Below are 25518 nucleotides of genomic sequence, written 5' to 3'. Positions count from 1 at the left end.
GTACCAGTTTTGTATGAGTTTTAGATTATTCATTGCTCCTCCTTTAATTTTATAAATTTTAAAATTCTCGATTTGTTAGGCTTTGATATTGCAATTGAAGCAGGGCTTCTTTGCTATTTAAATTTAATCGCTTATTAGAAATTTCTTTTCTACGCCATCTTCCTTTATGTCGATTATCTTCCATCCCGGTCTATTTAAAAATTTTATAGCTTTTTCATCCAGTTCGGACAATGGCTCCTCTTGATTGCATCTGGTTTTAAGATAATATAGCGAAAGATCACCCGTTCGATTTTCATCCATAAGCTGCATTATGCACTTATCGTTTGGATACCCACTATCATAGCGGTTTATCATCATAAATGCCTCACAGCTCTTATGAAACGGGAAGCGGCCGAAGTTAAAAAGATTGCCGACGAGCTCAAATACAAGGACAAAAAACAGAAACAAAATGAATAGTTTGACCATTCTGCATTTCACAGCCGCGCTCCTAAATTTTGAAATCAAAATTTCGTTTGTATTTTTAAAATGGCTAGATAGTTTGCGCTAAGACTTTGGGTGCGCCCAAGCATTAGCCGAAGCGGCCGGGCACAAAATTTACGACGCTATCTCGCTCTTTGCCGCGCCGGTTGCGGCGGATTCGCTTTCGTCCATGATGATGAGCTGTTTTGCGCGCTTAATCTTGGCATCGTCGCGAAACGCCGCGCGCACCTTGTCCATGCCGGTGTAAAATTCCTTCATCAAAACAAGACACAGATACGCGCCGAATTCCGTCGTACGGATGATCTCGCCCTCGATGCGCACGGCGCCTGCAAGCCTTAGCAGACTAAGCTCTCTGCCCAGTTCGCGGCGCAGGCTTAAATCGTTTGCAGCGTTAAATTTGGTGATATCGATCTCGCCGTTAAAAAGCTCGGTCAAAAAGAGGTATTTCGCGCGCTCGGATCTGCTAAAATCGCAGGTGGCGATGACGGTGCTTTCGTTTTTGCGCACCCTGCTTGCGTACTCTTCGAGGTTGAACGCATTTACGAGCAGTCTGCCGCCTAAAAAGCTAAACGCGCCGCTTCCGATGCCTACGTATTCGTGGTTTGTGCCTACATACTCGTCGTTGATGTTTGATTTTTCGCGAGCGAAGGCCCATGCGTTGCTGCGGTGCCAGCTTGCAAATTCCTTGCAGATGATGGAGTAAAACTCCTCCTCGTGATCTACATTGCTAACGCCGAGGCTTCGCGCTATTTGATCGCGCATCAAAGGCGATTTCATCAGCGGATACAGCGTGATCTGCTCTGGTTTTACCGCCTTTGCCGCTTCAATGTCGCGAAGTAAAATTTCGCGAGTTTGAAACGGAAAGTTAAAGATCAGATCCAGGCTTAAAATCGGTAGAATTCCGACTGCACGGGATAGCTTTTCTTGCAGAATTTCGCCCGAGCCGAATTTCTCGTAGCGCGAAGCTTTGCGTAAAATATCATCATCAAAGCTCTGCACCCCCACGCTTAGGCGGTCTATGAGCCCGCGAAATCGCAGCAAGCTCTCAGGCTCGATGTGGTTGGGATCGCTCTCGCACGAAACCTCTTTGATGCTAAAAAGCGACTTGGCAAGCTCCAGCGTGCGCGCTAGCTCATCCTCGTCGATTAGCGTCGTGCCGCCGCCTACATAAAGTGTCTCAAAGTCGTAGCCCGCGTCCTTCGTGCGCTGCATCTCGGTGCGTAGCGCGCCGAAATACGCCCTGCACGCGCCGCGCTCGTAGGCGTATTTGTGAAAGGAGCAATACGGGCAAAACGTGTGGCAAAAGGGCACGTGCATGTAGAGCATATATTTTTTATCTGGGTTTGGAATTTTAGCGATATTTTCCTGCGTGATGTCGATTCTAAGGGAGTTGTATAGAGATTTTTGCATAGTTTCGGCGGCGTATTTTTTGGCGAAGCTATGCACCATTTGGCTGATAAAATTCATAAAACTTTAACCTTTTTTAAACTTAAAAATTAATTTTTGAAGTTTATCGAAAACTAACTTATAAATTTATCAATAATTCAATAAAAAGTGTAGCGCCGCCATATATATTAGCGTAGGAAGCGCTATCGTAACGAGCGAATTGCGAAATTTAGCATGCACGACAAACGCCATGATTAGGCAAAATAGCAGCATCGCCGTTTGCAGCACATCCGCGTTAAAAGCTCGCTCGCCTGAGAAGCTAGGCAGCATCGTCTTAAGCGCGTAGATCGTCAAAACGACCATTATCAGAAGACCCGAGTTTTTCTGCAGATACGATAAGCTTGGACTCGCGGTCTTTTTCTTAAAAAGCAGCAGCGGCAAAAATCGCGTCAAAATCGTAGCGAGCGAGGCCAGAAAGATATAGGGCAAAATTTCCACTACCTGCTCCTTTTTAGAAATTTTCGCAGCCTGCGTCCCGTGCGCGAAGGTCGCTCGAAGTATTTACGAAAGAGCAGCAAAACCCCTGTGCCAAAAATCAGAGTGCCGAATAAAAAGTATTTTGTAGGAAAGATAAAAAGCCCTGTAAATGCGCAGGCAAATCCTAGCAATAGCACTTTGTATTGCGGGTTTGCTTTAAAAACCTCATAGGTTAGCATCGCAAAAAGCGCCGTCAGGCTGAACTCGACTCCGCTAAAATCAAGCTTTAGGCTTGCTCCCAAAACAGCCCCTACAACGACGCCCGCGACCCAATAGGATTGATTTAATACCGCGGTTAGATTATAGAGCAGATCAAGCTCTTTTAGTCTTTGCGGCGTTACGGGCTGTTCGCCGCTAAGCTCCTCGGGGCGCAAAAAGGCGCGCGCTTTTAGCAGCGCAAAGGTTTCGTCCGTAAGGGCATATACGGCGTAAATTTTATGACGCACGAAGCGCAGCTCGTCTAGCAGCGACATCGTATAGAAAAAATGGCGAAAATTTAGCAAAAACGCCACGACGAAGGTATCTACGAGCGAGGCATGAGTTACGATGAAAGCGATCAGCACGAACTCCACGCTGCCTGCGTAGATTAGCAGTGAGGTTAGCGCCAGCGCCCATACGGGCAGGTCTTGGCTGATGCCGTAGATACCAAACGCCAGCCCCAGCGGCACGTAGCCCATCATCACGGCGAGGGTGGATCTAAAAATTTCAAATTTACTCATATTTTTCCTAAATTTAAAAGCGCGATTGTAGCTAAAATTTTATTAAATTTTAAAGAGCATGCGGGCGAATCTGTGCCGTCGCTAGCGAGTTTTATGCGGTGATGCGCCGCAAGAGGAGCTGCAAAATTTACTCGCTTTGGCGCCGTGAAATTTTAAAATTTAGCCTGCGTAGAAATTTGCGAAATTTTAAAATTTCAGGGAGCGGATTTTTAAATTTAGCCTAAAATACGTGGCGCAAAAGCACGAATGCAAACGCCGAAAGCAGCGCCGAGACGGGTAGGGTGATGATCCACGCTAGCCCGATCGGCTTCATCAGCGACCAGTTCGTGCTGTGATTTACCAAGCCGATTCCTAAAATCGCGCCGATTAGCACGTGGGTCGAGGAGATCGGAAGTCCAAGCACCGATGCCGCCATGACGACGACGGCGCTTGCGAGCTCGGCGCTAAAGCCCGAGGCGGGGTGAATTTTCGTAAGATTGGTGCCTACGGTGGCGATCACCTCTTTGCCGATGAACCAAAGCCCCGCTATGAGGGCTACTGCGAACATTATCATAATCTGCTGCGGCACGGGAGTGGAGGGATTGATACTATTCGTAGCCATCGTATCGATGATGGCGGCAAACGGACCCACGGCGTTTGCGATGTCGTTGCTGCCGTGCGAAAAGGCAAAGCCGCTAGCAGTGAGCACCTGCAGCCAGCTAAACATCAAAAACGCGGATTTGTTTAAATTTGAGCGGCGTAGGGTTTTAGCGAAAATAAACATCAAAAGCCAGGTAATTAGCGTCGACATACCGATGATGAGGTAGTTGTAAAAATTCGTAAGCCCGAAATTTAGATTATGCAGCCCCTTAAATATCAGCATCGCCGAGATTACGAAAGCGCCGATACCCGCTACGGCGGGGATCCCGTACTCTAGGGCTTTGTGGGATTTGAGCTTCTCTTTTTTAGCGTCAAGCTCGATCACCTTTTTATAATACTCGCTATCCAGCTCGCTTGGGTCAAAATCGGGATCGCGCATCGCGTAAATATCGTGATTTAGCGCTTCTGCATAGGCGATCTTTTGAATGTCGTCCAGGGTCTCGAAGGTCTTTTTATGCAATTTGCGGAGAGATTTTTTTTCGCGCTTTATGCGGTCGATCTTTATTTGAGCGTAGCGGTTGTAATCCAAAATATAATGTTTGATAAGCCAGAAAATTCCAAAGGAGATCACTCCGCCCAAAATCGGCGAGAGCACCCAAGAGATCGCTATTTTGCCGATCTTATCCCACTGCACGAGCCACAATGCGGAAGTCTCTGCGGTATTAAGCAGGGCGCCTAGCGTAAGCCCCGAGCCCACGATACCGCCGATGATCGCATGAGTGGTGGATACGGGCAAACCCTTTCTGCTGGCAAAAAGCAGCCACGCGCCCGCCGCAAAAAGCGCGCTCATCATTACGTAGATAAAGTCTCTAGGATGCACGTCCATTTTGCTAAGATCGATTATGCCGCTGCGAATCGTCGAGGTTACTTCACCGCCTGCGATTACAGCGCCGCTTGCTTCAAATACCGCCGCGATACAAAGGGCTTGCGCGATACTAAGGGTGCCGCTTCCGACGCTGGTGCCGAAGGAATTTGCCACGTCGTTTCCGCCGATATTAAAGGCCATAAAGATGCCCAAAAATACCGAAACCAAAAATAGCGTTTTATCGCCGCTTCCTATAAAACCGAATCCCCAGATAAGAAAATAGATTGTTACGCCGCAGAATATGCCGTAGAAAATGAGACTTATCTTGCTAGATTTCATAGCTCTCCCTTAAAATCCGCGAAATTTTACCACACGCGCCTTAATCCCCACTAAATCGCACGGGCGAGGTATATAAATTTTAATTTTAAAAGCGAATTTAGTGGCGCGCGCTAAGCTTTATTAAATCAATACTTCGTTACAATCCACATTAAATTTTAAAACCGAGGCGAAAAATGTCTAGAATTCCGCTGCAAAGCCCGTATTTCGGAATATTTGTAATGCTAATCCTAGCTTTTTGTGTCTTTTCGCTCATCGTTAAACTATCCTCTTTGGTAGGCTCGCGTTTGGCAGATAGACGCGACGAACGGCTAAAGGGCGAAATTTACGAAAGCGGCCCCGAGGCCGTCAAACAGCCTAACCGAATAAACTCCCACTTTTTTTTGATAGCCGTGCTTTTCATACTTTTTGACGTCGAGATTATCTTTATGTTTCCGTGGGCGGTAAATTTTAAAATTTTAGGCGTGTTCGGGCTTGTAGAGATGGCGTTTTTCATCGTATTATTAGGCATCGGTTTCATCTACGCCTGGAAAAAAGGAGCGCTAAATTGGCAGAGCATAAGATAAACTACGCGCGCGAAAACGGACTTCCCGTAGTTCTTACCACCGTCGATAAGCTAATTGCGTGGGGCAGAAGTAACTCTTTGTGGGCGATGACATACGGGCTTGCTTGCTGTGCGATCGAGATGATGGCAGCGGGCGCGGGCAGATTTGACTTTGACCGCTTCGGCACGATATTTCGCGCAAGCGCCAAGCAATCGGATGTGATGATAATCGCAGGCACGCTTAGCAAAAAGCACGCCGAATTTACGCGCCGCCTATACGACGCGATGCCCGAACCCAAATGGGTCATCAGCATGGGCAGCTGCGCCAATACCGGAGGGATGTTTAATACCTACGCGACCGTTCAAGGCTGTGACCGAATAGTGCCAGTTGATATCTATCTGCCCGGATGCGCGCCGCGCCCCGAGACGCTGCAGTTTGCGATGATGGTGCTGCAAAAAAAGATTCGCACCCAAACTCCGCGCCGCGCGCAGAAAGCAAAAAGGCTGATCTGATGAGAAAATTTAATCCCAAAGGCGATCAGAGTAAAAAAAATTACTACAAAGACAGATTTTTCATCCCCGAGGAAACGCCTAAATCCAGCGCAAACGAGAGCGATTTCAAAGACGATCTGGACGCGCTTGAAGGCATACAAATTTTAAACTCGTACGTGGAATTTAACACTCTCGTGCTTTATGTAGAGCCTGCGCAAAATTTAGCGGCGCTGCGTGCTCTTAAGGGCGCGGGATATGAAATTTTATGCGAGCTAAGCGGCGTGGATTTTACCGAGGCTCGCGGCGGCATCGAGGTTTTCTATCAGCTTTTGGATATCAAAAGGGCGCGCCGCGCGCGGCTAAAGTGTTTCGTGCCGAATGAGAGCTTTTTGCAAAGCGCTGCGGGCATCTACAAAAGCGCGAACTGGGCGGAGCGTGAGCTATACGATATGATGGGCGTTTGGATAGAGGCCCATCCGAACTTGGCGCGCCTAATAATGCCCGATGATTGGTTCGGACACCCGCTTTTAAAGTCCTATCCGCTGCAAGGAGACGAGTTTGCCAAGTGGTACGAGGTGGATAAAATTTTTGGATCTGACGCGCGCGAGCGGATCGGCGAAGAAAACCGAAATTCCGCATTCGTAGATGAAAAAGATACCTTTAACTTCGCGCGGCTCTATCACGAGAGCGGTTACGGCGAGCCTCGGCCGCAAGAGAAAATTTTACAAGAATACCAAGAAGAGGGCGGCGTGCGCTTTGTAAAACGCGCTAAACGCGGAATTTACAAGATCATCACAAAGAGAAAATAATGCAAAATCCAAGCAAGCTAAGGCCGTTTTTCGAAAATATCGAGTACGAGCGCGAGGGCGCGAATATGATTTTAAATTTCGGCCCGCAGCATCCAAGCGCGCACGGCCAGCTAAAGCTCGTGCTGGAGCTTGACGGCGAGCGCATCGTGCGAGCCCGCCCCGGCGTAGGCTATATGCACCGAGGCATCGAAAAGATGGCCGAAAATATGATCTACGCGGAGTTCGTCCCAGTAACAGATCGCATCGATTACGTCGCATCGGGCTCGAACAACTACGGCTTTTGCGCCGCGGTAGAGAAGCTCTGCGGCATCGAAGTGCCGCGCCGCGCGCAGATCATCCGCACGATCTTATTGGAGCTTAATCGCATCAGCTCGCACCTTTTGTTTTTGGGTACGCACGCGCTTGATATCGGCGCGATGACGGTATTTCTCTACTGCTTTCGCTCGCGCGAATACATACTCGATCTCATAGAAAAATACTGCGGCGCGCGCCTTACGCACAACAATATCAAAATCGGCGGCGTATTTTTGGACCTGCCTAACGGCTGGTTAGAAGAGATGTTGAAATTTTGCGACGAATTTCCGAGCGACATTAAAGAATTTGAAGATATGCTCGATACGAATAGAATTTGGCTGATGCGAACCGAAGGGGTGGGCGTGATCTCGCACGAAGCGGCTCTTAGCTGCGGCTGTAGCGGCGTGACGCTCCGCGCTAGCGGGCATGCTTGGGATATCCGCAAAGAGGAGCCCTATCTCATCTACGACGAGCTTGATTTCGACGTGCCGTATGCGAGCGAGGGCGATTGCTACGCGCGCTATAAGTGCTATATGGCGGAGATGCGCGAGAGCCTTAAAATTTTGCGCCAGTGCGCGAAACACTATCCGCTAAGCGATCCGCAAATTTTAGCGATCGATCCCGCTTACGTAAATCCTAGCAAAGAGCAGATCATGACGCAAAACTACTCGCTGATGCAGCATTTTGTGCTGGTTACGCAGGGCCTGCGCCCGCCCGTGGGCGAAATTTACGCTGCGAGCGAGAGCCCTAAGGGCGAGCTTGGATTTTATATCCGCTCGATGGGCGAAAGCCGCCCCTACCGCCTTAAGATCCGCACGCCGAGCTTTTGGCACTGCGCGGTCTATGAAGAAATTTTACCCGGGCAGTATCTTGCCGACGCCGCGGCGATCATCGGCAGCACGAATATCATTTTAGGCGAGGTGGATCGATGAAGCGCTACGATTTGAGGCATCTGGGCGATAAATTTTTAAACCGCATGGGCGAAATTTTAAAAAATTCCGCTCGCGGCGAGACAATGATCTTTATGTTTGAGATGGGTGATTTTAGCGCTGTTCAAAAAAGCGCCGATCTGGTGGAGGGGCTAAATTCTACGCTTTTAAGCTCGATCCGTTATAACCAAGTCGATTGGATGGTCGTCGCCAAAAAGGGGAGAGGATGAAAATTTTAAATTTTGCGTCGCTGCTTAGCTTGCAAAATCCCGCGCTTGCAGAAGGTTTTAAGAGCGCTGAAATTTTAAGCGTATCGCCGCTGCAAGATCCGCATCTTCCGGGCGAGCTGATAAAATGCGAGATCGGCGCGCAAAGCTTCGTGCTGGCGCTAATCTGCGCTAGTTTTTGCGACGAGCCCTATTTTGCGGATCTGGATCTGGAGTATCTAAGCGGCGAAAGCAGCGTGGGCGAGGAGGAGATCGAGCAGATCGCGGAGTTTCTGCAAAGCGGATGCGACGCGCTTTTGATCGACGATGCGCTCATTAAAACTCATCCCGACGCCGAAAATATCAAAGCCTTTCTATCTCTCATAGCGGCGAAGTTCGGGGTTAAAATTTTAAGCTTACGCGGCGAGCGAGCTGATTTGGGCGCGCAAGGACGGGCAAATTTAAGCCCCCTTAAAGAGCCTGAGAATTTCGACGGCGCCGTGGTTTTCAAACACGATGCGGACGACCGACTAATCGGCGGAAGGTATTTTAGTATGGTTGCTAAGATCAAACACGGCGATCGCGTCCGCATCAAAACGCCGCACCTAAATTTAGAAAAAGAATTTATTTTGGATGAGGAGCTAAAGGGCACGATCGCGCTTTTGGGCTCGGGCGGGCAGGGCTTTGGCGGTTATAATTTCGAACTCGCAGAAATTTCTAAGGTTTAAAATGGCAAAGATCACGATCGACGGCAAAACTTGCGAGTGCGACGAGGGCGAGTATATCTTACAGGTCGCGCGTCGTTGCGGCGTTTTTATCCCTGCGCTTTGTTATCTAAGCGGCGGTACGCCGACGCTCGCATGCAGGCTTTGTATGGTTGAAGCGGACGGCAAGCGCGTCTATAGCTGCAACGCCAAAGCCAAAGACGGCATGGTCGTTTACAGCCGCAGCCCCGAGATCGATGCTGAGCGCGAGGCGATCACGCAGGTTTATTGCATCAACCATCCGATGGCGTGCGGGGTTTGCGATCAAAGCGGCGAGTGCGAACTTCAAAATTTAGCTCATCTGATGCGCACAAACGCTCAAAGCTACGCTATCCGCGATACGGCGCGCGAGGTGCAGGATTGGGGATATTTGAGCTACGATCCTAGCCTTTGTATCGTCTGCGAGCGCTGTATCACCGCCGCGAAAGACCGCTTGGGCGTAGATGCGTTTAAGCTCGTCCCGCGCGGCGGAGACGCGCTTAGTAAGGAGCAAAAGGACGTGATGCCCAAAGACGCCTACGCCGTGTGGAACAAGCTGCAAAAAAGCCTAATCGCGCGGGTTAACAATGAGGATGATTGCGTAAACTACGGCGAGAGCGCGGCGGTCTGCCCGACGGGGGCTCTGGTAGAGAGCGCGTTTAAATACGTTTCAAACGCCTGGGAGCTGCGTCAAATCCCCGCTTCTAATCCGCACAGCAGCGACTGCGAACTACTTTATTACGAGATCAAGCGCCGCAGCATAGGCGAGCCGCGTGAAAAAATTTATCGCGTTAGCAGCGACGTAAATTTTAGCGTCCTACACGCCGCAGCGCGCTTTGGCTGGGATTTCTCAAACGAGCGGGCGAGCAAAAACGAAGCGGTTTTTGACCGCATCGTGCGCGGCATCGAGGACGGCGAGATCAAAAATATTAAATTTAATAGTTTCATCACCAATGAAGAAGCCCGGATTTTAGAGCTTTTGCGGCAAAAATTTAAACTCGCTCTGATCAACGACGAAGCGCTTGCCTATCAAAAATTCCTGCGCGAATTTTCAAAGCTTAGCGGCACGAAATTTTATAATGCGGATTCTCAGACGATTAAAAATAGCGATTTCATCGTCGTTTGCGGCACATTTTTGCGCAGCGACGCTCCAAATCTGGGCTATGCGGTAAACAGCGCCTGCAAGCTAAATAAGGCAAGCGGAATCTATTTCCATCCGTTTTGCGACGAGGGCATTAAAGGCTTTAGTAAAAATTTCATCCATCAGCCGCACGCCGCGGGGTTGGAGGCGCAGATCCTACTTTGGATCTTGCAAAAGTTCGGGCGCGATCTGCCTGGGTGGCTGGATGCGAAACTCGCGGCGGAATTTAAAATTTCGCGCGCCGCGGCGAAGCAAAATTTAGACGAGAAATCCGCGGATTCGCAAAATCCTGAAAATTCTACGGAGGCAAATGGCACCGAGAACGTTGCGAGTGCCAGCGGTGCTAAAAATTCCGCGCAGAATTCCGAAAATGTTACGGAAAGTAAAATTTCAAATTTTGCCGCAGCGCTCGGGCTGGACGAGCAGAAAGTGGATGAGCTTTTGGCTAAAAAGGAGAGCTTTTCGCTCATCGTCGGCGAGGATTTTATCCGCACGCCAAATAGCGCCACGCTCGCGCGCCTAGCGGGTTTGGTGCAGCGCTACACGCCGCTAAAAGTACTAGTGGTGCCGCCGCGCACGAATAGCCTTGGCGTCGCGCTCATCTGTGAGCTTAGTGCGCAAATGAGCGCGGGCGAGACGCTAGGCTACAACGAAGCGGGCGATATTAGCTTCGGCGTGCTTGAAGCGGATCTGGACGCGCCTAGCTTGGTGCAGCAAGAGGGCACGTTTACGAACTACGACAAGCGCGTAGTGCCTACCAATGCGGCGCTTGATTATGGCGGATATGAGCTAAACGATATCGCCTGTGCGCTGGGAGTTTGCGCGGAACACGCGATCAGCTATACGTCAAGCTTGGGCGCAGATTTTGAGCAGGTTAAATTTGATGATTTAGAAAATTTTTACGACAACGGCGGCGCAAACCACCGCGGATATGAGCTGCGAAATAAGGAGTTTGCCGCTAGCGAGGAGGAGTTTGAAATTTCGCCTTCCGCGCCGCTTAGAGCAGGCGAGGGCGAAATTTTAATCTATGAGGCGAATCCTCTGCATCAATTCAATAAATTTAGCGGCGCAAGCAGCGGGCTTGGCGAAGCGGGCGCACTGTATCTAAGCCCTAGCATCGCCGAAAGCTTGGGCGTGAGCGCGGGCGACGTCGTTAAAATTTACCAAGCGGACGATGCGGGGCATAATGAAAAAACTAGCGACGCACCTAAAGCTAGCGCTGCTGATAATGAAAGCGACAAGGGCGGTGCCGGTCGTGCAAAAAAAGCGGATCGTGCAAGCGGTGCTCGCAAAGCCGATGCCACCGGTAATGAAAATGGCGAAAGCGGCGCAGAGGGGCTCGTAAGCTTAAAGCGCGAAATCGTCGCTAGCGTAAAGATCGATCCAGGCTTTAGCGGCGCGTATCTGCCGTATTTTGACGAGAAGCTGCGCGGTGAGATATTTTTCAAAACCTCGCGCTACGCCGGCGTAAAAATCGAGAAAATTTCAAAGGAGAGGGCAGATGAGCGATAGTGTATTTTATTTCGTAGCCACCGTCTTAAAGGCGCTCGTGATTTTAGCCGTCATCGCGCTGCTCTCGGGGCTTGCGACCTATGCCGAGCGTAAGGTGCTTGCCTTTATGCAGCGCAGGATCGGACCCTCTATGGTCGGGCCTGCGGGACTTTTGCAGGTGGGCGCGGATATGATAAAGCTTTTTACCAAAGAGGACGCGATCCCTGCGCGGGCGAATAAGCTTCTTTTTAAAATCGCGCCGATCATATCGGCTACGGGAGCTTTCGTGGCGCTTTCGGTGGTGCCGCTGCTGCCGGAGTTTACTATCGGCGGGCGGACGATACAGCCGATTTTAAGCGATATAAATGTGGGAATTTTATTCCTACTCGGAGCTAGCGGCACCTGCGTTTACGGACTGCTGATCGGAGGGCTTGCGAGCTACAATAAATGGGGCACGATAGGCGCGTTTCGCGCGTTTTTGCAGATAACCTGCTTTGAGGTGATAAACGGGCTTAGCCTAATCCCTATCGTGATGATCACCGGCTCGCTCTCGCTTATAGACATCGTAAGCGCGCAAAGCGGCGGTATCGACAAGTGGTTTATCTGGAAAGAGCCCGTCTGCTTCGCGCTATTTCTGATCGCCGCTTTCGTAGAGTGCAACCGCACGCCTCTGTGCCTTACCGAAAACGAAACCGAGATCGTAGCGGGTGCGGGGACGGCGTATTCGGGAATGCGCTGGGGTATGTTTTTTATCGGCGAATACGCTAATATCATAACCTACTCCGTCGTTACGACGCTACTGTTTTTGGGCGGATTTAACGCGTTTTGGTTTATCCCCGGCGGCATTATGATGGTATTAAAATCAAGCCTCGTGTTTTTCTGCTTCCTATGGGCGCGCGCGGCGTGGCCGCATCTGCGCCCCGATCAGCTGATGGGGCTTTGCTGGAAAGTCTGCATGCCGTTAGCTCTTGCTTGCGTGCTAATTACCGCGCTAGCGATCGTTTAAGGAGGGGTGCGATGGCAAGATATGTCCAGATCGACAAACGAGCCCCTATTAAATCTGGCGGCGATAAGCTTCGCAGATTCCTAGCCCGCACCTTTAACGGCGAGCTTTTCGTGGGGCTGTGGGTGGTGCTAAAAAATATGTTTAAGCGCGGCGGCTCGCACACGCTTCGGTATCCTATGGAAAAATTTGTTATGCCGCCTAGATACCGCGGCGTGCATAAGCTAATGCGCCTGCTCGAAAGCGGCAGCGAGCGCTGCATCGGATGCGGCTTGTGCGAGAAGATCTGCGTGGCGAACTGCATCGCGATGGAGACCAGCCTCGGCGCCGACGGCCGCAAAAAGGTAGATAACTACTCGATAAATTTAGGGCGCTGCGTCTATTGCGGGCTTTGCGCGGACGTCTGCCCCGAGATCGCTATCGTGCACGGCTGCGAGTACGAGCTTGCGAGCGAACAGCGGGCATACTACGGCTTTAAAGAGGATCTTTTGATTCGCGGCGAAAATTTATGTTTAAACGGCGCGGCGCAGGAGTTTGCGGGCTACGGCAGTCTGGATGAAAACGCGGGCGCGCGGATCAAGATGACGCCGAACGCCTATATAAAAAGCGACGCCGCAAGCGACGAGCCAAGCTTAAAGAGCGCGGATTCAAATTTAAAAAGCAGCGCCGCGGAAAGCTCCAAAAAAGAGGGTGCCGCTAGCGATAAAATTCTATTTTCAAAGGGCGCGAGCTTAAGCAGCGAAATTTTAGCCGAGCGGCAAGATGTCGGGCGGGCAAGCTTAAAGGAAAGCTCCGCCGCAGACGTCGAAAATTTTAAAGAAAATTCCGCTGTCGCTAAAAATTCTACGCTTGATTCGGCGCGGAATTTCAAAGAAAATCCCGTCTCTCAAAGCGCCGAAGATTCCGCCACTCAAAGTAAAAATTTTAAAGATAATTCGATTGCGCCGCACGTCGAGAATTCCACGGGCGGTCTTGCTACGAACGACGATTCTGGGGAAAATTCCAAAGAAAATTCCGCCATGCAAGACTCGGGGAGTTCCGCCGCGCGAGGTAAAAAATCTAAGGCAAATTCCAAAAAGAATTCCGCCGCGGACGCTGAGAATTTCACGCAAAGCTCCGCGCCGGATTCCTCAGCGCAGGGGGAGGAGCAATGATACAAACGCTTGCATTTTATTTTTTCAGCGCGGTTTGCCTGGCGCTTTTCGGTATCAGCGTTTTTAGTAAAAACGTTCTTTACGCCCTTAGCGCGCTTGCCGGCGGCATGGTTTTTATGAGCGGATTTTTCTTCTTGCTGGATGCGGAGTTTTTAGGCGTGGCGCAGATCATAGTTTACACGGGCGCCGTGATCGTGCTTTACGGCTTCGCGCTGATGTTTTTAGGCGCGGATAAAAACGTAAGCGAGCCGAAAAAGGGGGCAAGGCTATTTTTCGCGCTTAGCGGCGTGATCGTATTTTTGCTCGTGATTATTGTGCTTGGCGCGGTAGTTGCAAACAACGTGGAAACGCTTAAAATTTTAAACACCGACGATACAGAGGCGCTTGGGATGATTATCTTTACGAAATACCTGGCGATTTTTGAGCTTGCCGCCGTGATGCTACTCGTGGCGATGATCTGCGCTATCGTGCTTGCGCATAAGCAGATGGATGCGAGCTTGACATACGAAGAGAGCGAGGGGTAAAATGGGTCTAAATCACTATCTGATCGTCGCTGCGATGATGTTTGGGCTCGGGCTTGCGGGTATGATGAAGCGAAGAAATTTGATCATGCTCTTTTTTTCGAGCGAAATTTTATTAAACGCCGCAAATTTAGCCCTCGTCGCCGTGGCGAAATTTTACGACAATATAAACGGCGAAATTTTTGCGCTTTTCATTGTCGCGATTGCTGCGAGCGAGATGGCCGTGGGGCTTGGGCTACTCATCTTGTGGTATAAGAAGACGGGCAGCATCGAACTTGACAGCTTCGTAAATTTTAAAAATCCTTCTAAGGATGGACCGGATGCTTGATACCGTTTTTGTGTGGCTTTTAATCGCCCTTTTCGCACCGCTTGCCTCGGCGATCTTCGCAGGCGTTTTCATTCGCGCCAAAGACAAGATGTTTATTGGCGTAATCTGCTCGGCGCTGGTGATTTTAAGCACTATCGCGTCGCTTGCTTTGATGGAGCTCGTCTCTGACAACCGCCTAATCAGCGTAAGCTTAGCCGATTTCATAAGCACGGGATTTTTGGACGCAAAATTTAGCTTTCTCATAGATAGCGTAAGTGCGGTGATGATGGTGGTCGTAGGCATCGTTTCCAGCGTCGTGCACGTGTATTCGATCTATTATATGTGGGAGGATGCGGGATTTGCTAAATTTTTCAGCTTCCTGGGGCTTTTCGTATTTTCGATGCTGGTTTTGGTAACGAGCGATAATTTTTTAGGACTTTTCATCGGCTGGGAGGGGGTCGGACTCTGCTCGTGGCTGCTGATCGGCTTTTGGTATGATAGGGAGGGTTACAGCTGGTGCGCCAACGAGGCTTTCATAATGAACCGCATCGCAGATCTTGGGATGCTGCTTGGAATTTTTTTGATCTATTTAAATTTCGGCTCGTTGCGGTACGAAGTGGTGTTTGCGAACGCAGCGGGCTTGGAGCCTGAAATTTTAACTCTGATCGCCGCGCTTTTATTTATCGGCGCGATGGGCAAAAGCGCGCAGTTTCCGTTCCATACTTGGCTTGCCGACGCGATGGCGGGTCCGACGCCCGTATCTGCGCTTATTCACGCAGCGACGATGGTTACGGCGGGCGTTTATCTGGTGATCCGCGCAAACGCGATTTTCGCGCTCGCGCCCGAAGTAAGCGGCTTTATCGTCTGCTTGGGCGCTTTCGTGGCGGTCTTTGCGGCGTCGATGGCGCTGGTTCATAACGATCTTAAAAAGATCATCGCTTACTCCACGCTTTCGCAGCTTGGCTATATGTTCGTAGCCGCGGGGCTCGGGGCGTATTGGATCGCGCTATTTCATCTGGCGACGCACGCGTTTTTCAAGGCGCTTCTATTTTTGGGCGCGGGCAACGTAATGCACGCGATGAAAGACGATCTAAATATCCAAAATATGGGCGGATTATATAAGTTTATGCGGCCTACGGCGATTTTAATGTGCATAGGCTCGCTTGCGCTTTGCGGATTTTATCCGTTCGCGGGCTTTTTTTCAAAAGATAAAATTTTGGAAGCGGCGTGGAGCGCGGACGCGTATTTTATCTGGGCGCTGCTGTTTACGGGCGCTGCGATGACGACGTTTTACAGCGTGCGTCTGATAATGCTCGTGTTTTTCGGCAAGCAAAAATTTACCCACCATCCGCACGAGGCGAAAGGCTTTGTCCTTATCGCGATGGGCGTATTAGCCGTGCCTGCGGTGATCGCGGGCTTTTTCGAGCACGATTTTGCGGAGTTCGTGCTTAGCATACTGCCGGGCTTTAAAGCTTCGATCCCGCACGGCGTGGAGGTAATTTTGATCGCCCTAACGCTAGCGATGATAAGCGCGGTGGCGATCGGCACGATTTGGACATACGGCAAGGGCAAATTTAGCCAAAATTTAAAGAACTGCAAATTTTATAAAATTTTGATCGCGCAGTATTTTATCCCGCAAATTTACGAGCGCGTGATCGTGCGCGGATACGAAAGGCTTAGCGAGATCTGCGCTAAATGTGACTGCGCGATCATAGACGCCAGCGTCGATCTGATCGCTCGCATGGCGGTAAAAAGCGGCGAAGGAGCGGATCGCGTAAGCAATAGCGGAGATTTGAGCGCAAATTTAAGGTGGATGGTTTTGGGATCTTTCATTTTGCTGATTTTGGCGTTTGCGCTGTGAGGTGGGCATGGAATACTTTTTAAGTTTGGTTATATTTTTCCCGGCGGTAGCTGCGATTTTGGGCTTTTTGATCGACGAAGCGAGCATTAAGACCTACGCCGTTACGATGAGCTTTATAGAGTTCGTGCTTTCGCTCGTTTTGTGGATACTCTACGAGCCGGTGGACGGCATCGCTTTTAGCGTGCTGCACCCTTTCATAAGCGAATACGGCATCAACTACTTTATCGGTGTGGATGGAATTTCGCTGTTTTTAGTGATCCTAAGCACGCTGGTTACATTTTTAGCGCTACTTAGCCTAAGTATCAAAGAGCGCGCCAAAAATTTAATCATCTGCATTCTATTTTTAGAGATGACGATGGTGGGCGTTTTCGTGGCGCTGGATGCGATTTTGTTTTACATATTTTGGGAGCTTTCGCTCATTCCGATGCTCTATATCATCGGCGCATGGGGCAGCGGCAAGAGAATTTACGCCGCGGTAAAATTTTTCATCTACACCTTCCTAGGCTCGATGTTTCTGCTCGTAGGACTCATGGCGATGAGCTATTTCTATCACGAGGCTACGGGCGAGTACAGCTTTAATATCCTAGACTGGCAGAGCCTATCGCTGCCGCTTAGCACGCAAATTCCTCTATTTTTGGCATTTTCGCTCGCCTTTGCGATCAAGACGCCTTGCTTTCCTTTTCATACCTGGCTGCCGTACGCGCACGGGCAAGCTCCTACGATAGGCTCGGTTCTGCTTGCCGCGGTGCTTCTTAAGATGGGCACCTACGGCTTCGTGCGATTTTCGCTGCCGCTGTTTCCGGATGCGAGCGTCTATTTTAGCGGGATGATGTGTGCCGTAGCGATCATTATGATCATCTACGCGAGCTTCATCGCCTTTGCGCAGAAAGACATCAAACAGGTAATCGCGTATAGCTCGATCGCGCATATGGGCGTCATAATGCTAGGAATTTTTTCAATGAGCCGCGAAGGAATGAGCGGCGCGGTATTTTTGATGATCAGCCATGGTATCGTAAGCGGCGGGCTTTTTATGCTAGTAGGCTTTTTATACGACCGCAGGCATACGAAGCTTTTTAGCGAGTTCGGCGGGCTTGCGCGGGTGATGCCACTTTATGCGTTTTGTTTTTGCGTCGTGCTGCTAGGCTCGATAGGTCTTCCGCTTACGATCGGCTTCGTGGGAGAATTTTTAAGCCTTGTAGGAATTTTTAAGATTAGCTTTAGCTACGCGCTCTTGGGCGGACTTGGCATCATAATGGGCGCGATCTATTCGATGAACCTTTATAAAAATACCTTCTTCGGCGCGCTCGTGCATGAGGAGAATAAAAAGCTAAGCGATCTAAATAGAACCGAGCTTTGCTCTATCATCCCGATCTGCGTGCTGGTAGTGGTACTTGGCGTAGCGCCGAATTTGATGCTAAAGAGTATCGAACCTAGCGTGACGCAAAGCCTTGAGTTGATGTTTAATAAAGCCTCGCAAACCGCGACTCGCGCCTATATGGAAAAAGCAAATTTTAAGGTAAGAAGCGATGCAAAATAATCTTTTAAATTTAGCCTCGATCGCGCCTATGGCGATACTCGGAGGATTTGCCCTGCTGATGCTCGCGGTTTCGCTTTTTGCGCGCACGCTATCGTATAAATTTTACGCCGTCATTACGATACTAGCACTAGCTCTTGGCTTCGGGCTCGTTTTTGGTTACAACAGCGGCATACGCGGGCTTTTCGACGTGATGCTGGTGGACGGAATCGCGACTCTATCGATGCTTATCATGCTCGCAGGTTCGATATTTTTCATCTTTCTGTCTTTGGGTGCAAGAAGCGCGCACGAGTACCATACTGCGGAATTTTTCGTGCTGTTTTTATTCGTGCTCGTGGGGTATGAGTTTATGGTCGCGAGCGAAAGCTTAATGATGATCCTCGTGGGGCTTGAGACGGGCTCGCTAGCGCTTTATACGCTAATCGCTCTTCACAACCGCGCCAGATCAATCGAAGCGGCGCTAAAATACTTCATAATGGGCGCGCTGGGATCCGGGTTTTTCGCATTCGGCGCGGCGATGTTTTTTCTATCGACCGGCTCTATGGAAATTTCAAATATCGCGCAGATCGCTAAGAGTTCAAATTTACAAACCAGCGTCCTGCTTTTCGCCGCCTGCTCATTTATGATCGTCTCGATAGGATTTAAGCTCTCGCTGATCCCGTTTCACACCTGGACGCCCGACGTTTACGAGGGCGCGAGCTCTGCCATGGCGGGCTTTATGTCCGTCGTACCGAAGATCGCGGGCTTTGTCGTAGCGATCAGGCTGTTTGAAGCGCTGGGAAGTATCGGCATGCAGTGGCTAAACATCGTGCTCTACGCCGTAGCGGTGGCTACGATGAGCTTAGCAAATCTTATGGCGCTCGTGCAGCGCGACGTCAAGCGGATGCTTGCTTTTAGCTCCGTTTCGCACGCGGGCTTCGTACTCTGCGCGATCGTGATCGGCTCTACGCAGGCAAATGCGGCGCTTTTCACCTACTGGATCCTATACGCCGTGGCGAATCTCGGGGCGTTTGCCTTCATCTGGTGCGTACGGCAAAGGCGCGCGCGCTCGTTAAATTTAAAATTTAAAACCCGAAGCCCCGCTTTAAATTTAAATGCAAACGGCGAGGAGAAGGAGAATTTTATCTCAAACGCAAAGCTTTCTTTTTCGCAAAATCACGAGCCGAGCTCTGCCGGCGAGTTAAATTTGAGCGCGAACGGACAAAATTTAGCTTGCGGCGAGCGGAGCTTTAAGGCAAGCGAGCAAAATTCCAAAGAAAACGAGCAAAATTTTAAAGCGAGCGAGCCCGGCGCGGAAGCAACCCTTTTCGGCACTGAAACTTGCGAGCAAAGCTCCAAGTTCACGGTTCGCTTCGAGCATCCGTTTGAGAAATTTGACGGACTGATCCGCACCCATCCGCTTTTTGCGCTATGCGCGGCGATCTTTATGCTATCGCTTGCAGGCATTCCGCCGTTCAGCGTGTTTTGGGGCAAGATGTATCTGCTAAGCGCCGCGGTCAATTCGGGCTACTTCGCCCTCGCCGTCATCATGGCGGTAAATAGCGCGCTCGCGCTGTATTACTACCTGCGCCTCATCGTGCGTATGTTTTTGCACGAGCCGCGGGGGGACGCGGAGCTTGACGGCTCGCTGAGCGTGGTCTCGGTGCAGATAAAATTTGCCGTCGTGCTAGCTAGCGTGGCGTGCGTGCTGGCGCCGTTTTTAGTGAAATTCCTAACCGGCGCGGTAAATAATTTCGTCTTTTTAAGCGGGTATTGAGCTTAAATTTTAAGCGCGAGCTGAACCTATCGCGCTTTGCCAACAAGGAGAGATATGTTTTTGGGCGAGCTAAGTGCTGACGGCTACGGTTTTGCGCTGCTTGATGTGCGCGATTTGAGTGAGTTTTTGAAGGAGCGAAAATGCAGAACAAAAAAGCTTCTAAGCTACTGGAACGCGCACAAGCAGCTGTTTTATGATGCCGTAAAGGGCGCTAAAGCTTTGCCCTTCTATCCGCTTACGGTGCGCAGCTATGAGATCTTCGTTTGCATGGACGAGGAGTTTGCGCCGCCTGCGGGCTACGAAGTAGCTTTCAAGCGCGATAGGCTGTATTTCGCCCCGCAAAGCGACTCCGCGATCCTAGCGAGCTTCGATGCTTTGCAGTATCGTTTCGATGAGCTAAAAAGCGGCGAACTTGAGCTAGGCTATGAGTGCCAAAGCGGCGCTGCGGGCAAGATACGAAAATTTAATTCCACGCTCAAGCTCGGCTTGCAAAGCGGCACTTACGAGCTTTGCGTCGTTGGGCTAAAAAAAAACAGCTCGCAGCACCTCGAGAAATACGGTTACGCCTTTATTTTCAAGCGCAATGCAAGCGCGGAAAATCAAAATTTTGATAGGCTTGATAACGATAAATTTAGCTTTGATATTTGCGAAGGCGATTAAATTTAACCTGAGCTTCGCGCCGCACGAGACCTTGGCGCGACCCGCAAAATTTTAAAGATACGACCGGCGCGGTAAATTTAAATCTAAATTTTACTTCCTTGTCTCACTTTTTTCTAGCAAGCGCGCAAATTTTGATAAATTTCGATTTCAAATCTTGCGGCGAAGGAGCTTTAAAATTTCACGCTCCAGCTCTTGCGGCGGCGCCGAAATTTTATCCGCGAACTGCGAGCGGTTGAAGGTGCGCTGGCGCTTTGCAAGCTGTACCGTGTGCAGGCTTACGAGCTGCTCGCACTGCGCCCGCGAGATCTGCCCGCGCAAAAGCTGTCCGCACTCCTTTAGTCCGATGCAGCCTAGCGCCCTACACTCCGCGCCATAGCGGGCGAATAAAAACTCCGCCTCCTCTAAAAGCCCGTGCTCAAACATCGCTTTCGTGCGCGCTTCGATGCGCTGCGTAAGCCACTGCTTGGGCGCGTCGATCTCAAAAATTTTAATATCCGAAATGACGGGCGGGGCGGTTTTTTCGCGCAGAAATTTACTCGGCGCCTCGCCGCAAAATTTATAGATACTGAGCCATTTTTTTAAACGAAAGCTGTCCGACGCGCTAAATTTTGCGGCAAATTCCGGATCGATCCGCTGCACTAGGGCGTAAATTTCATCGTTTGAAATTTCGCTTTTAAAATCGGGAACCTTCGGCGCCAGCCCGCTTAGCATCGCTTTAAGATAAAACCCGCTGCCGCCCGTGATTATCAAAGGCGCGCCGCTACACCCTGCAAAAGCCCGCGCGTCGGCGTATTCTTTGATAAACTCGCCGACGCTGAAGTACTCGTTTGGATAGATTAAATTTACGCCGAAGTGCCTGATCTCGCGCAGCTCCTTCTCGCTTGGCTTAGCGCTTGCGATGTCGATCTGCCGGTAAATGCAGAGCGAATCGAGGCTCAAAATCACGGCGCCGATCTCGCGCGCGATGCTTAGCGCAAGATCGCTTTTGCCGCTTGCTGTGGTGCCGATGATCGCGATCTGCGGGCTTGCGTGCGAGTTTTGATTTTGGCTCAAGGCGTTTCCTTTCGTAAATTTTTCGTTCAAATTATATCAAATTTAGAGCTATTCTTACTTTTTTTTGATACAATGGTGCCCAAAATAAGGGGCAAAATGGCTAAATTTAAAGAAATTTTATCCGACATCAATGAATTAATAGTTTTTAAACACTCGGTTTTCGCGCTGCCGTTTATTTTTACGGCGATGATTACCGCGAGCAAGCTGCAAAGCGGCTCGGTGTGGTTCGGCTGGAAGTTGCTTTTTTTAGGGATTTTATGCGCGGTAAGCGCGAGAAGCTTCGCGATGGCGTTAAATCGCTACTTGGACGAGGATATTGACCGCGCCAATCCGCGTTGCGCTTCGCGCCCTAGCGTGGACGGACGGATCGGGCGCGGGAATTTACTGCTTTTCATCATTGCAAACGCGGTAGTTTTCGTAGCGGTTTCGGCGCTTATAAATCCTTTGGCGTTTAAGCTTTCGATGCCGATTTTAGCGGCATTGGGCGGGTATTCGTATTTTAAGCGCTTTAGCGAGACCGCGCATTTGATGCTCGGCTTTTGCCTGGGGCTTGCGCCGATTGCGGGGGCGATCGCCGTTAGCGGCGGAATTCCGCTATGGTCGGTGCTGCTATGTCTCGGAGTAGTATTTTGGGTAGGCGGCTTTGACGTGCTGTATTCGCTTCAAGATATGGAATTTGACCGCACGGCGGGGCTTTACAGCATCCCTGCGCTTTACGGTAAGGAAGCGTCGATGTTTATCTCTAAAATTTTTCATGCCGTGGCGGTGCTTTTTTGGCTGCTATTTTGCGCGGCGGCAAATTTAGGTTTTTTTGCCTATCTTGGCGTGGCTGCATGCGCGACGATTTTGTACTTCGAGCATAAGATCGTACGTAGTGATTTTAGTAAGATCGATCGCGCCTTTTTTACGCTGAATGGCTACTTAGGCATTGCGTTTTTCGCTTTTATTTTTGTAAATTTATTTTAAGGAACCCCTATGGATCTTAACACTATCATCATTTTAGGACTTTGCGTCGTTATATTTTTGATGTTTTTCGTCATATATTTTAAGGATAAGCAAGCCGACAAAAAATTCGAGCGATTTGATCAAGTTCTGACCGATGCTATGCAGGAAAACTATCTGCTTAAAAAGAAGGTCGAGGAGCTAAAAGAGATGATCGATTCGGGCGGTAAAGTCGCTCCCAATATCGATATAAACGCGATTGCCGACGTGATCGACGAGACGATAGAACAAAGACTAGACGTAGTGCCTACGATGATCGACGAGCGGGTAGAAAAGCAGATCAGACCGCTTTTGGATCAGCTTAAAGAGCTCATCGGCTCGGTAAGAAAATAGCCGGAGCAATATAAAAATAAAATTTTGCAAAATCGCTTTGTTTTTTATATAATCGCCGCAAATTGATATTAAGGCAAAATATGCTAATTGATAAATTTGGACGAACGATCGATTATTTGCGCATTTCAGTTACGCAGCGGTGTAATTTCAGATGCAGATATTGCATGCCGAGTACGCCGTTTAATTGGGTGCCGCGAGAGAATATTTTAAGCTTTGAGGAGATGTTTTTATTCGTCAAAGTTGCGATCGACGGCGGCGTAAAAAAGATCCGTATCACCGGAGGCGAACCGCTGGTGCGAAGGGGGATCGAGGATTTTATAAAGATGATCGCGGATTACGCTCCGGGTATCGATCTTGCGCTTACCACCAACGGGTATTATCTCAAAAACTACGCGCGCGCCTTGAAAGACGCGGGGCTGAAGCGCATCAATATGTCGCTTGACTCGCTGCGACCGGAGCGGGCTAAATTTATAGCTCAGCGCGGCGTGCTTTATAACGTCCTGGAGGGCCTTGACGCCGCACTTGAAGCGGGGCTAAAGGTCAAGCTAAACACCGTCGCGCTAAAAGGGATCAACGACGACGAGCTTATTTATTTGCTGGAATTTGCCCGCGAAAAGGATTGCCAGATCCGCTTTATAGAATTTATGGAAAACACCCATGCCGGCGATCTTACAGGCTTAAAATCGAGTGAAATTTTAGATATTTTAAGGCGTAAATTTATCTTTACCGCTCTGCCGAAATCGCAGAGCTCGCCCGCGTCGCTTTACGCTCTCGGGGACGGCTACACCTTCGGCATCATCGATCCGCACAAGCACGATTTTTGCGAGAGTTGCAACCGCATCAGACTAAGCGCAGAGGGGCTTTTGATCCCTTGTCTTTACTTCGAGGACGCGCTAAGTATCAAAAAGGCGGTGAAAGAGGGCGACATCGCCGCAGCCGCCGAAATTTTGGCTAAAATTTTAGCGAATAAACCCGAAAAAAATCGCTGGCAAACGGACGCTTCGAATGAAATTTCAAGTCGCGCATTTTACGAGACGGGCGGATGAGGCTCGTAGAGAGCTTTTTAAGTATCCAAGGCGAGGGCAAATTTGCGGGCAGGCTCGCGTTTTTCTTTCGCTTTGCGGGCTGTAATCTGCGCTGCGAGGGCTTTGGCGGCGAGCGCGTTTCGCCAAAGACCGGCGAGATCTTGCGCGGCTGCGATACGATCCGCGCGGTGTTTGCGAGCCACTTCGAGCACGAAGAAATTTTAAATTTAGCGCAGCTTTTGAATAAAATTCCAAATTTATCCGATTCATCCTGTTCCGCACTCGTGTGCTCTACGCCGGGGTTTTGCACTGCCGAAACTTTTTCCGAAAGCGATACCTTAAATTCCGCCGCCGCGCAAACACTTCTCCGTCCAAACGGTAGCGCAGAAAAATCTTTAAATTTAACGAGCGAAAATTCTTTAAATTTAAATCCGCAAAGCTCCGTCTTGCCGCAGAGCGCTAAGCTTCATCAAAAGCCGATCGTCGTTATCACCGGCGGCGAGCCGATGTTGCATCACAAAGAGGCGCTATTTTACGAGTTCGTCTGCGAGCTGCTCGCGCGCGGACACGCAGTGCACTTCGAAACCAACGGCACGATTTTCGTGGATTTTGAAAAATTTCCCGCCTACAAAAGCTGCGTCTTTGCGGTCTCGCCTAAACTTTCAAACTCCGCCGAGCCTCGCGAACGCAGGTTAAACTTCGCCGCGCTGCGAAGCTTAAGGCAAAACGCAAAGGATAGCTTTTACAAGTTCGTCATCTCGCCGGAATTTGACGCGCAGCCCGAAATTGCCGAAATTTTAGCGGCGTGCGAGAGCGAGGTTTATTGTATGCCGCGCGGCGCAGATCGTCACGAGCTGGAAAGCGGCGCGCAATTTTGCGTGGATTTTTGCCTAAAAAACGGCTATAATTACTCCGATCGCCTACATATTAGAATTTGGGGCGAGAAGGACGGGGTATGATAATCAGGAAATTATACGAATTCGAAAACGCTCACATCGTGCGCCTGTGCGGCTCGAAGCGGTGCCGCACGAGCATCCACGGCCACTCCTACAGATGCGAAATTTTGCTTAGCTCAAATTTTTTAGATGAAGCGGGGATGGTTTATGACTTCGGCTACATGAAGCTCGGTATCCGCGAGCTTATCGATAGTTTCGATCACGCCACGACGATTTATGCGCGCGATGATGCGAGCTATATCGCGGATCTTAAAAAACACAGCGCGCGCTGGGTACAGATACCGCTAAATCCGAGTGCGGAGCAGTTTTGTAGAATTTTTTTCGTCCTTGTGGACCGACTTTTGAGCCTGACTCAGATGCAAAACGGCGAGCGCGAAGTAAAGCTTCACAGCGTCATCGTGCACGAAACGGCCACCGGCTACGCACAGTGCTTCCGCGAGGACGCCTACAACGCGCAGATGGGCGAGATCTCGCTGGAAGAGATAGAATTCTCGCCGGCCGTGCGCGAGGAGTGGAGGCAGCCGGAGCTTTGGCAAAAGCTACTGCGCGGCGAAAAAATCATCTATCCAAAGGATTGCTGATGAGAAATTTCTTTAAATTTGGCGCGGGATTTGTGCGCGTTTTTGCCACATGCGCTATCTTTGTCTGCGCGCTTGCTTTGGGCGGTTGCGACGATGAGAAAAAGGACGCCTTGCAAAAGCCGCCTGTGGATAGCGAGGTGCCGAAGGACGTGCCTATCGCGCCTAGCGAGCCCAAAGTCGATATAAATGCCGATATGCCGCCGCTTCCGGTGACGGAATAA

General features: G+C 50.0%; 27 protein-coding genes. 21 read left to right on the top strand and 6 right to left on the bottom strand.

All coding sequences use genetic code 11. The annotated features are described in order from the left end of the window. Window positions 1-123: 123 nt before the first annotated feature. The 5 genes from KH703_RS06665 to KH703_RS06645 form a co-directional block, all read right to left on the bottom strand. Window positions 124-477 (bottom strand): hypothetical protein, encoded by a 354-nt coding sequence (locus KH703_RS06665; protein ID WP_304295146.1) that lies wholly within the window; start codon window positions 475-477, stop codon window positions 124-126. 117 nt (window positions 478-594) lie between these two features. Continuing rightward, window positions 595-1947: a coproporphyrinogen III oxidase family protein gene (locus KH703_RS06660; RefSeq protein WP_304295145.1), complete on the bottom strand. Its 1353-nt coding sequence runs from the start codon at window positions 1945-1947 to the stop codon at window positions 595-597. A gap of 69 nt (window positions 1948-2016) precedes the next feature. Next, window positions 2017-2364, bottom strand: coding sequence for an AzlD domain-containing protein (locus KH703_RS06655; RefSeq protein WP_304295144.1), 348 nt, complete (start codon window positions 2362-2364; stop codon window positions 2017-2019). Continuing rightward, window positions 2364-3122 carry an AzlC family ABC transporter permease gene (locus tag KH703_RS06650; protein WP_304295143.1) on the bottom strand — a complete coding sequence of 253 codons (759 nt, stop codon included), beginning with the start codon at window positions 3120-3122 and terminating at the stop codon, window positions 2364-2366. Before KH703_RS06650 ends, KH703_RS06655 begins: the two co-directional genes overlap by 1 nt. A 220-nt stretch (window positions 3123-3342) precedes the next feature. Then, window positions 3343-4905 (bottom strand): inorganic phosphate transporter, encoded by a 1563-nt coding sequence (locus tag KH703_RS06645; RefSeq protein WP_304295132.1) that lies wholly within the window; start codon window positions 4903-4905, stop codon window positions 3343-3345. Between the two features lie 173 nt (window positions 4906-5078). Here KH703_RS06645 and KH703_RS06640 point away from each other — a divergent pair, with 173 nt between their 5' ends. The 15 genes from KH703_RS06640 to KH703_RS06570 are packed head-to-tail and all read left to right on the top strand — an operon-like array spanning window position 5079 to window position 20347. Beyond that, window positions 5079-5468 carry an NAD(P)H-quinone oxidoreductase subunit 3 gene (locus tag KH703_RS06640; protein WP_304295130.1) on the top strand — a complete coding sequence of 130 codons (390 nt, stop codon included), beginning with the start codon at window positions 5079-5081 and terminating at the stop codon, window positions 5466-5468. Further along, window positions 5450-5959 (top strand): NADH-quinone oxidoreductase subunit B family protein, encoded by a 510-nt coding sequence (locus tag KH703_RS06635; RefSeq protein ID WP_005869772.1) that lies wholly within the window; start codon window positions 5450-5452, stop codon window positions 5957-5959. The genes KH703_RS06640 and KH703_RS06635 overlap by 19 nt, the downstream gene beginning before the upstream one ends. Continuing rightward, window positions 5959-6747: an NADH-quinone oxidoreductase subunit C gene (locus tag KH703_RS06630; protein WP_304295127.1), complete on the top strand. Its 789-nt coding sequence runs from the start codon at window positions 5959-5961 to the stop codon at window positions 6745-6747. The genes KH703_RS06635 and KH703_RS06630 overlap by 1 nt, the downstream gene beginning before the upstream one ends. Next, window positions 6747-7973: an NADH dehydrogenase (quinone) subunit D gene (gene nuoD / locus KH703_RS06625; RefSeq protein WP_298831488.1), complete on the top strand. Its 1227-nt coding sequence runs from the start codon at window positions 6747-6749 to the stop codon at window positions 7971-7973. The genes KH703_RS06630 and nuoD overlap by 1 nt, the downstream gene beginning before the upstream one ends. Further along, window positions 7970-8200, top strand: a complete 231-nt coding sequence (locus KH703_RS06620) for an NADH-ubiquinone oxidoreductase subunit E family protein (protein WP_177386790.1) — start codon at window positions 7970-7972, stop codon at window positions 8198-8200. The genes nuoD and KH703_RS06620 overlap by 4 nt, the downstream gene beginning before the upstream one ends. Then, on the top strand, window positions 8197-8904 hold the full coding sequence (locus tag KH703_RS06615; RefSeq protein ID WP_304295125.1) for a hypothetical protein: 708 nt from the start codon (window positions 8197-8199) through the stop codon (window positions 8902-8904). Before KH703_RS06620 ends, KH703_RS06615 begins: the two co-directional genes overlap by 4 nt. A gap of 1 nt (window position 8905) precedes the next feature. Next, complete coding sequence (locus KH703_RS06610; protein WP_304295123.1) at window positions 8906-11572, top strand: NADH-quinone oxidoreductase subunit G; 2667 nt, start codon at window positions 8906-8908, stop codon at window positions 11570-11572. Continuing rightward, window positions 11562-12557 carry an NADH-quinone oxidoreductase subunit NuoH gene (gene nuoH, locus KH703_RS06605; protein WP_297948148.1) on the top strand — a complete coding sequence of 332 codons (996 nt, stop codon included), beginning with the start codon at window positions 11562-11564 and terminating at the stop codon, window positions 12555-12557. Before KH703_RS06610 ends, nuoH begins: the two co-directional genes overlap by 11 nt. A gap of 11 nt (window positions 12558-12568) precedes the next feature. Further along, complete coding sequence (gene nuoI, locus KH703_RS10065) at window positions 12569-13708, top strand: NADH-quinone oxidoreductase subunit NuoI (protein ID WP_369692728.1); 1140 nt, start codon at window positions 12569-12571, stop codon at window positions 13706-13708. Then, a complete protein-coding gene (locus KH703_RS06595) occupies window positions 13705-14232 on the top strand; it encodes an NADH-quinone oxidoreductase subunit J (RefSeq protein ID WP_304295121.1) in 528 nt (175 codons plus the stop codon). Before nuoI ends, KH703_RS06595 begins: the two co-directional genes overlap by 4 nt. Before the next feature lies 1 nt (window position 14233). Continuing rightward, window positions 14234-14557 (top strand): NADH-quinone oxidoreductase subunit NuoK, encoded by a 324-nt coding sequence (nuoK, locus tag KH703_RS06590; RefSeq protein WP_005869753.1) that lies wholly within the window; start codon window positions 14234-14236, stop codon window positions 14555-14557. After that, window positions 14550-16397, top strand: a complete 1848-nt coding sequence (gene nuoL / locus KH703_RS06585; RefSeq protein ID WP_304295118.1) for an NADH-quinone oxidoreductase subunit L — start codon at window positions 14550-14552, stop codon at window positions 16395-16397. Before nuoK ends, nuoL begins: the two co-directional genes overlap by 8 nt. Window positions 16398-16404: 7 nt before the next feature. Continuing rightward, a complete protein-coding gene (locus KH703_RS06580) occupies window positions 16405-17934 on the top strand; it encodes an NADH-quinone oxidoreductase subunit M (RefSeq protein ID WP_304295116.1) in 1530 nt (509 codons plus the stop codon). Beyond that, on the top strand, window positions 17924-19687 hold the full coding sequence (locus tag KH703_RS06575; protein WP_304295115.1) for an NADH-quinone oxidoreductase subunit N: 1764 nt from the start codon (window positions 17924-17926) through the stop codon (window positions 19685-19687). The genes KH703_RS06580 and KH703_RS06575 overlap by 11 nt, the downstream gene beginning before the upstream one ends. A gap of 54 nt (window positions 19688-19741) precedes the next feature. Further along, window positions 19742-20347, top strand: coding sequence for a hypothetical protein (locus tag KH703_RS06570; protein ID WP_304295113.1), 606 nt, complete (start codon window positions 19742-19744; stop codon window positions 20345-20347). 147 nt (window positions 20348-20494) lie between these two features. Here the strand turns inward: KH703_RS06570 and miaA are convergent, their stop codons facing one another. Then, window positions 20495-21400: a tRNA (adenosine(37)-N6)-dimethylallyltransferase MiaA gene (miaA, locus tag KH703_RS06565; protein ID WP_304295111.1), complete on the bottom strand. Its 906-nt coding sequence runs from the start codon at window positions 21398-21400 to the stop codon at window positions 20495-20497. Between the two features lie 96 nt (window positions 21401-21496). Here miaA and mqnP point away from each other — a divergent pair, with 96 nt between their 5' ends. The 6 genes from mqnP (at window position 21497) to KH703_RS06535 (ending at window position 25518) form a co-directional block, all read left to right on the top strand. Next, the gene (gene mqnP / locus KH703_RS06560) at window positions 21497-22366 is read left to right on the top strand and encodes a menaquinone biosynthesis prenyltransferase MqnP (protein WP_304295109.1); all 870 of its coding nucleotides are present in this window, start codon (window positions 21497-21499) and stop codon (window positions 22364-22366) included. Between the two features lie 9 nt (window positions 22367-22375). After that, window positions 22376-22735: a hypothetical protein gene (locus KH703_RS06555; RefSeq protein ID WP_005869739.1), complete on the top strand. Its 360-nt coding sequence runs from the start codon at window positions 22376-22378 to the stop codon at window positions 22733-22735. Window positions 22736-22815: 80 nt separating this feature from the next. After that, on the top strand, window positions 22816-23781 hold the full coding sequence (gene moaA / locus KH703_RS06550) for a GTP 3',8-cyclase MoaA (RefSeq protein WP_304295106.1): 966 nt from the start codon (window positions 22816-22818) through the stop codon (window positions 23779-23781). Next, window positions 23778-24719 carry a 7-carboxy-7-deazaguanine synthase QueE gene (locus KH703_RS06545; protein ID WP_304295104.1) on the top strand — a complete coding sequence of 314 codons (942 nt, stop codon included), beginning with the start codon at window positions 23778-23780 and terminating at the stop codon, window positions 24717-24719. Before moaA ends, KH703_RS06545 begins: the two co-directional genes overlap by 4 nt. Then, the gene (locus KH703_RS06540; RefSeq protein ID WP_304295102.1) at window positions 24716-25297 is read left to right on the top strand and encodes a 6-carboxytetrahydropterin synthase; all 582 of its coding nucleotides are present in this window, start codon (window positions 24716-24718) and stop codon (window positions 25295-25297) included. The genes KH703_RS06545 and KH703_RS06540 overlap by 4 nt, the downstream gene beginning before the upstream one ends. Beyond that, window positions 25297-25518, top strand: coding sequence for a hypothetical protein (locus tag KH703_RS06535; protein ID WP_304295100.1), 222 nt, complete (start codon window positions 25297-25299; stop codon window positions 25516-25518). The genes KH703_RS06540 and KH703_RS06535 overlap by 1 nt, the downstream gene beginning before the upstream one ends.

The organism is Campylobacter gracilis (genome assembly GCF_018374135.1).
In the GTDB taxonomy this organism is placed as follows: domain Bacteria; phylum Campylobacterota; class Campylobacteria; order Campylobacterales; family Campylobacteraceae; genus Campylobacter_B; species Campylobacter_B gracilis_A.
The sequence above is the reverse complement of the archived record's forward strand: the minus strand, read 5'-3'. Positions and strand labels throughout refer to the sequence as shown.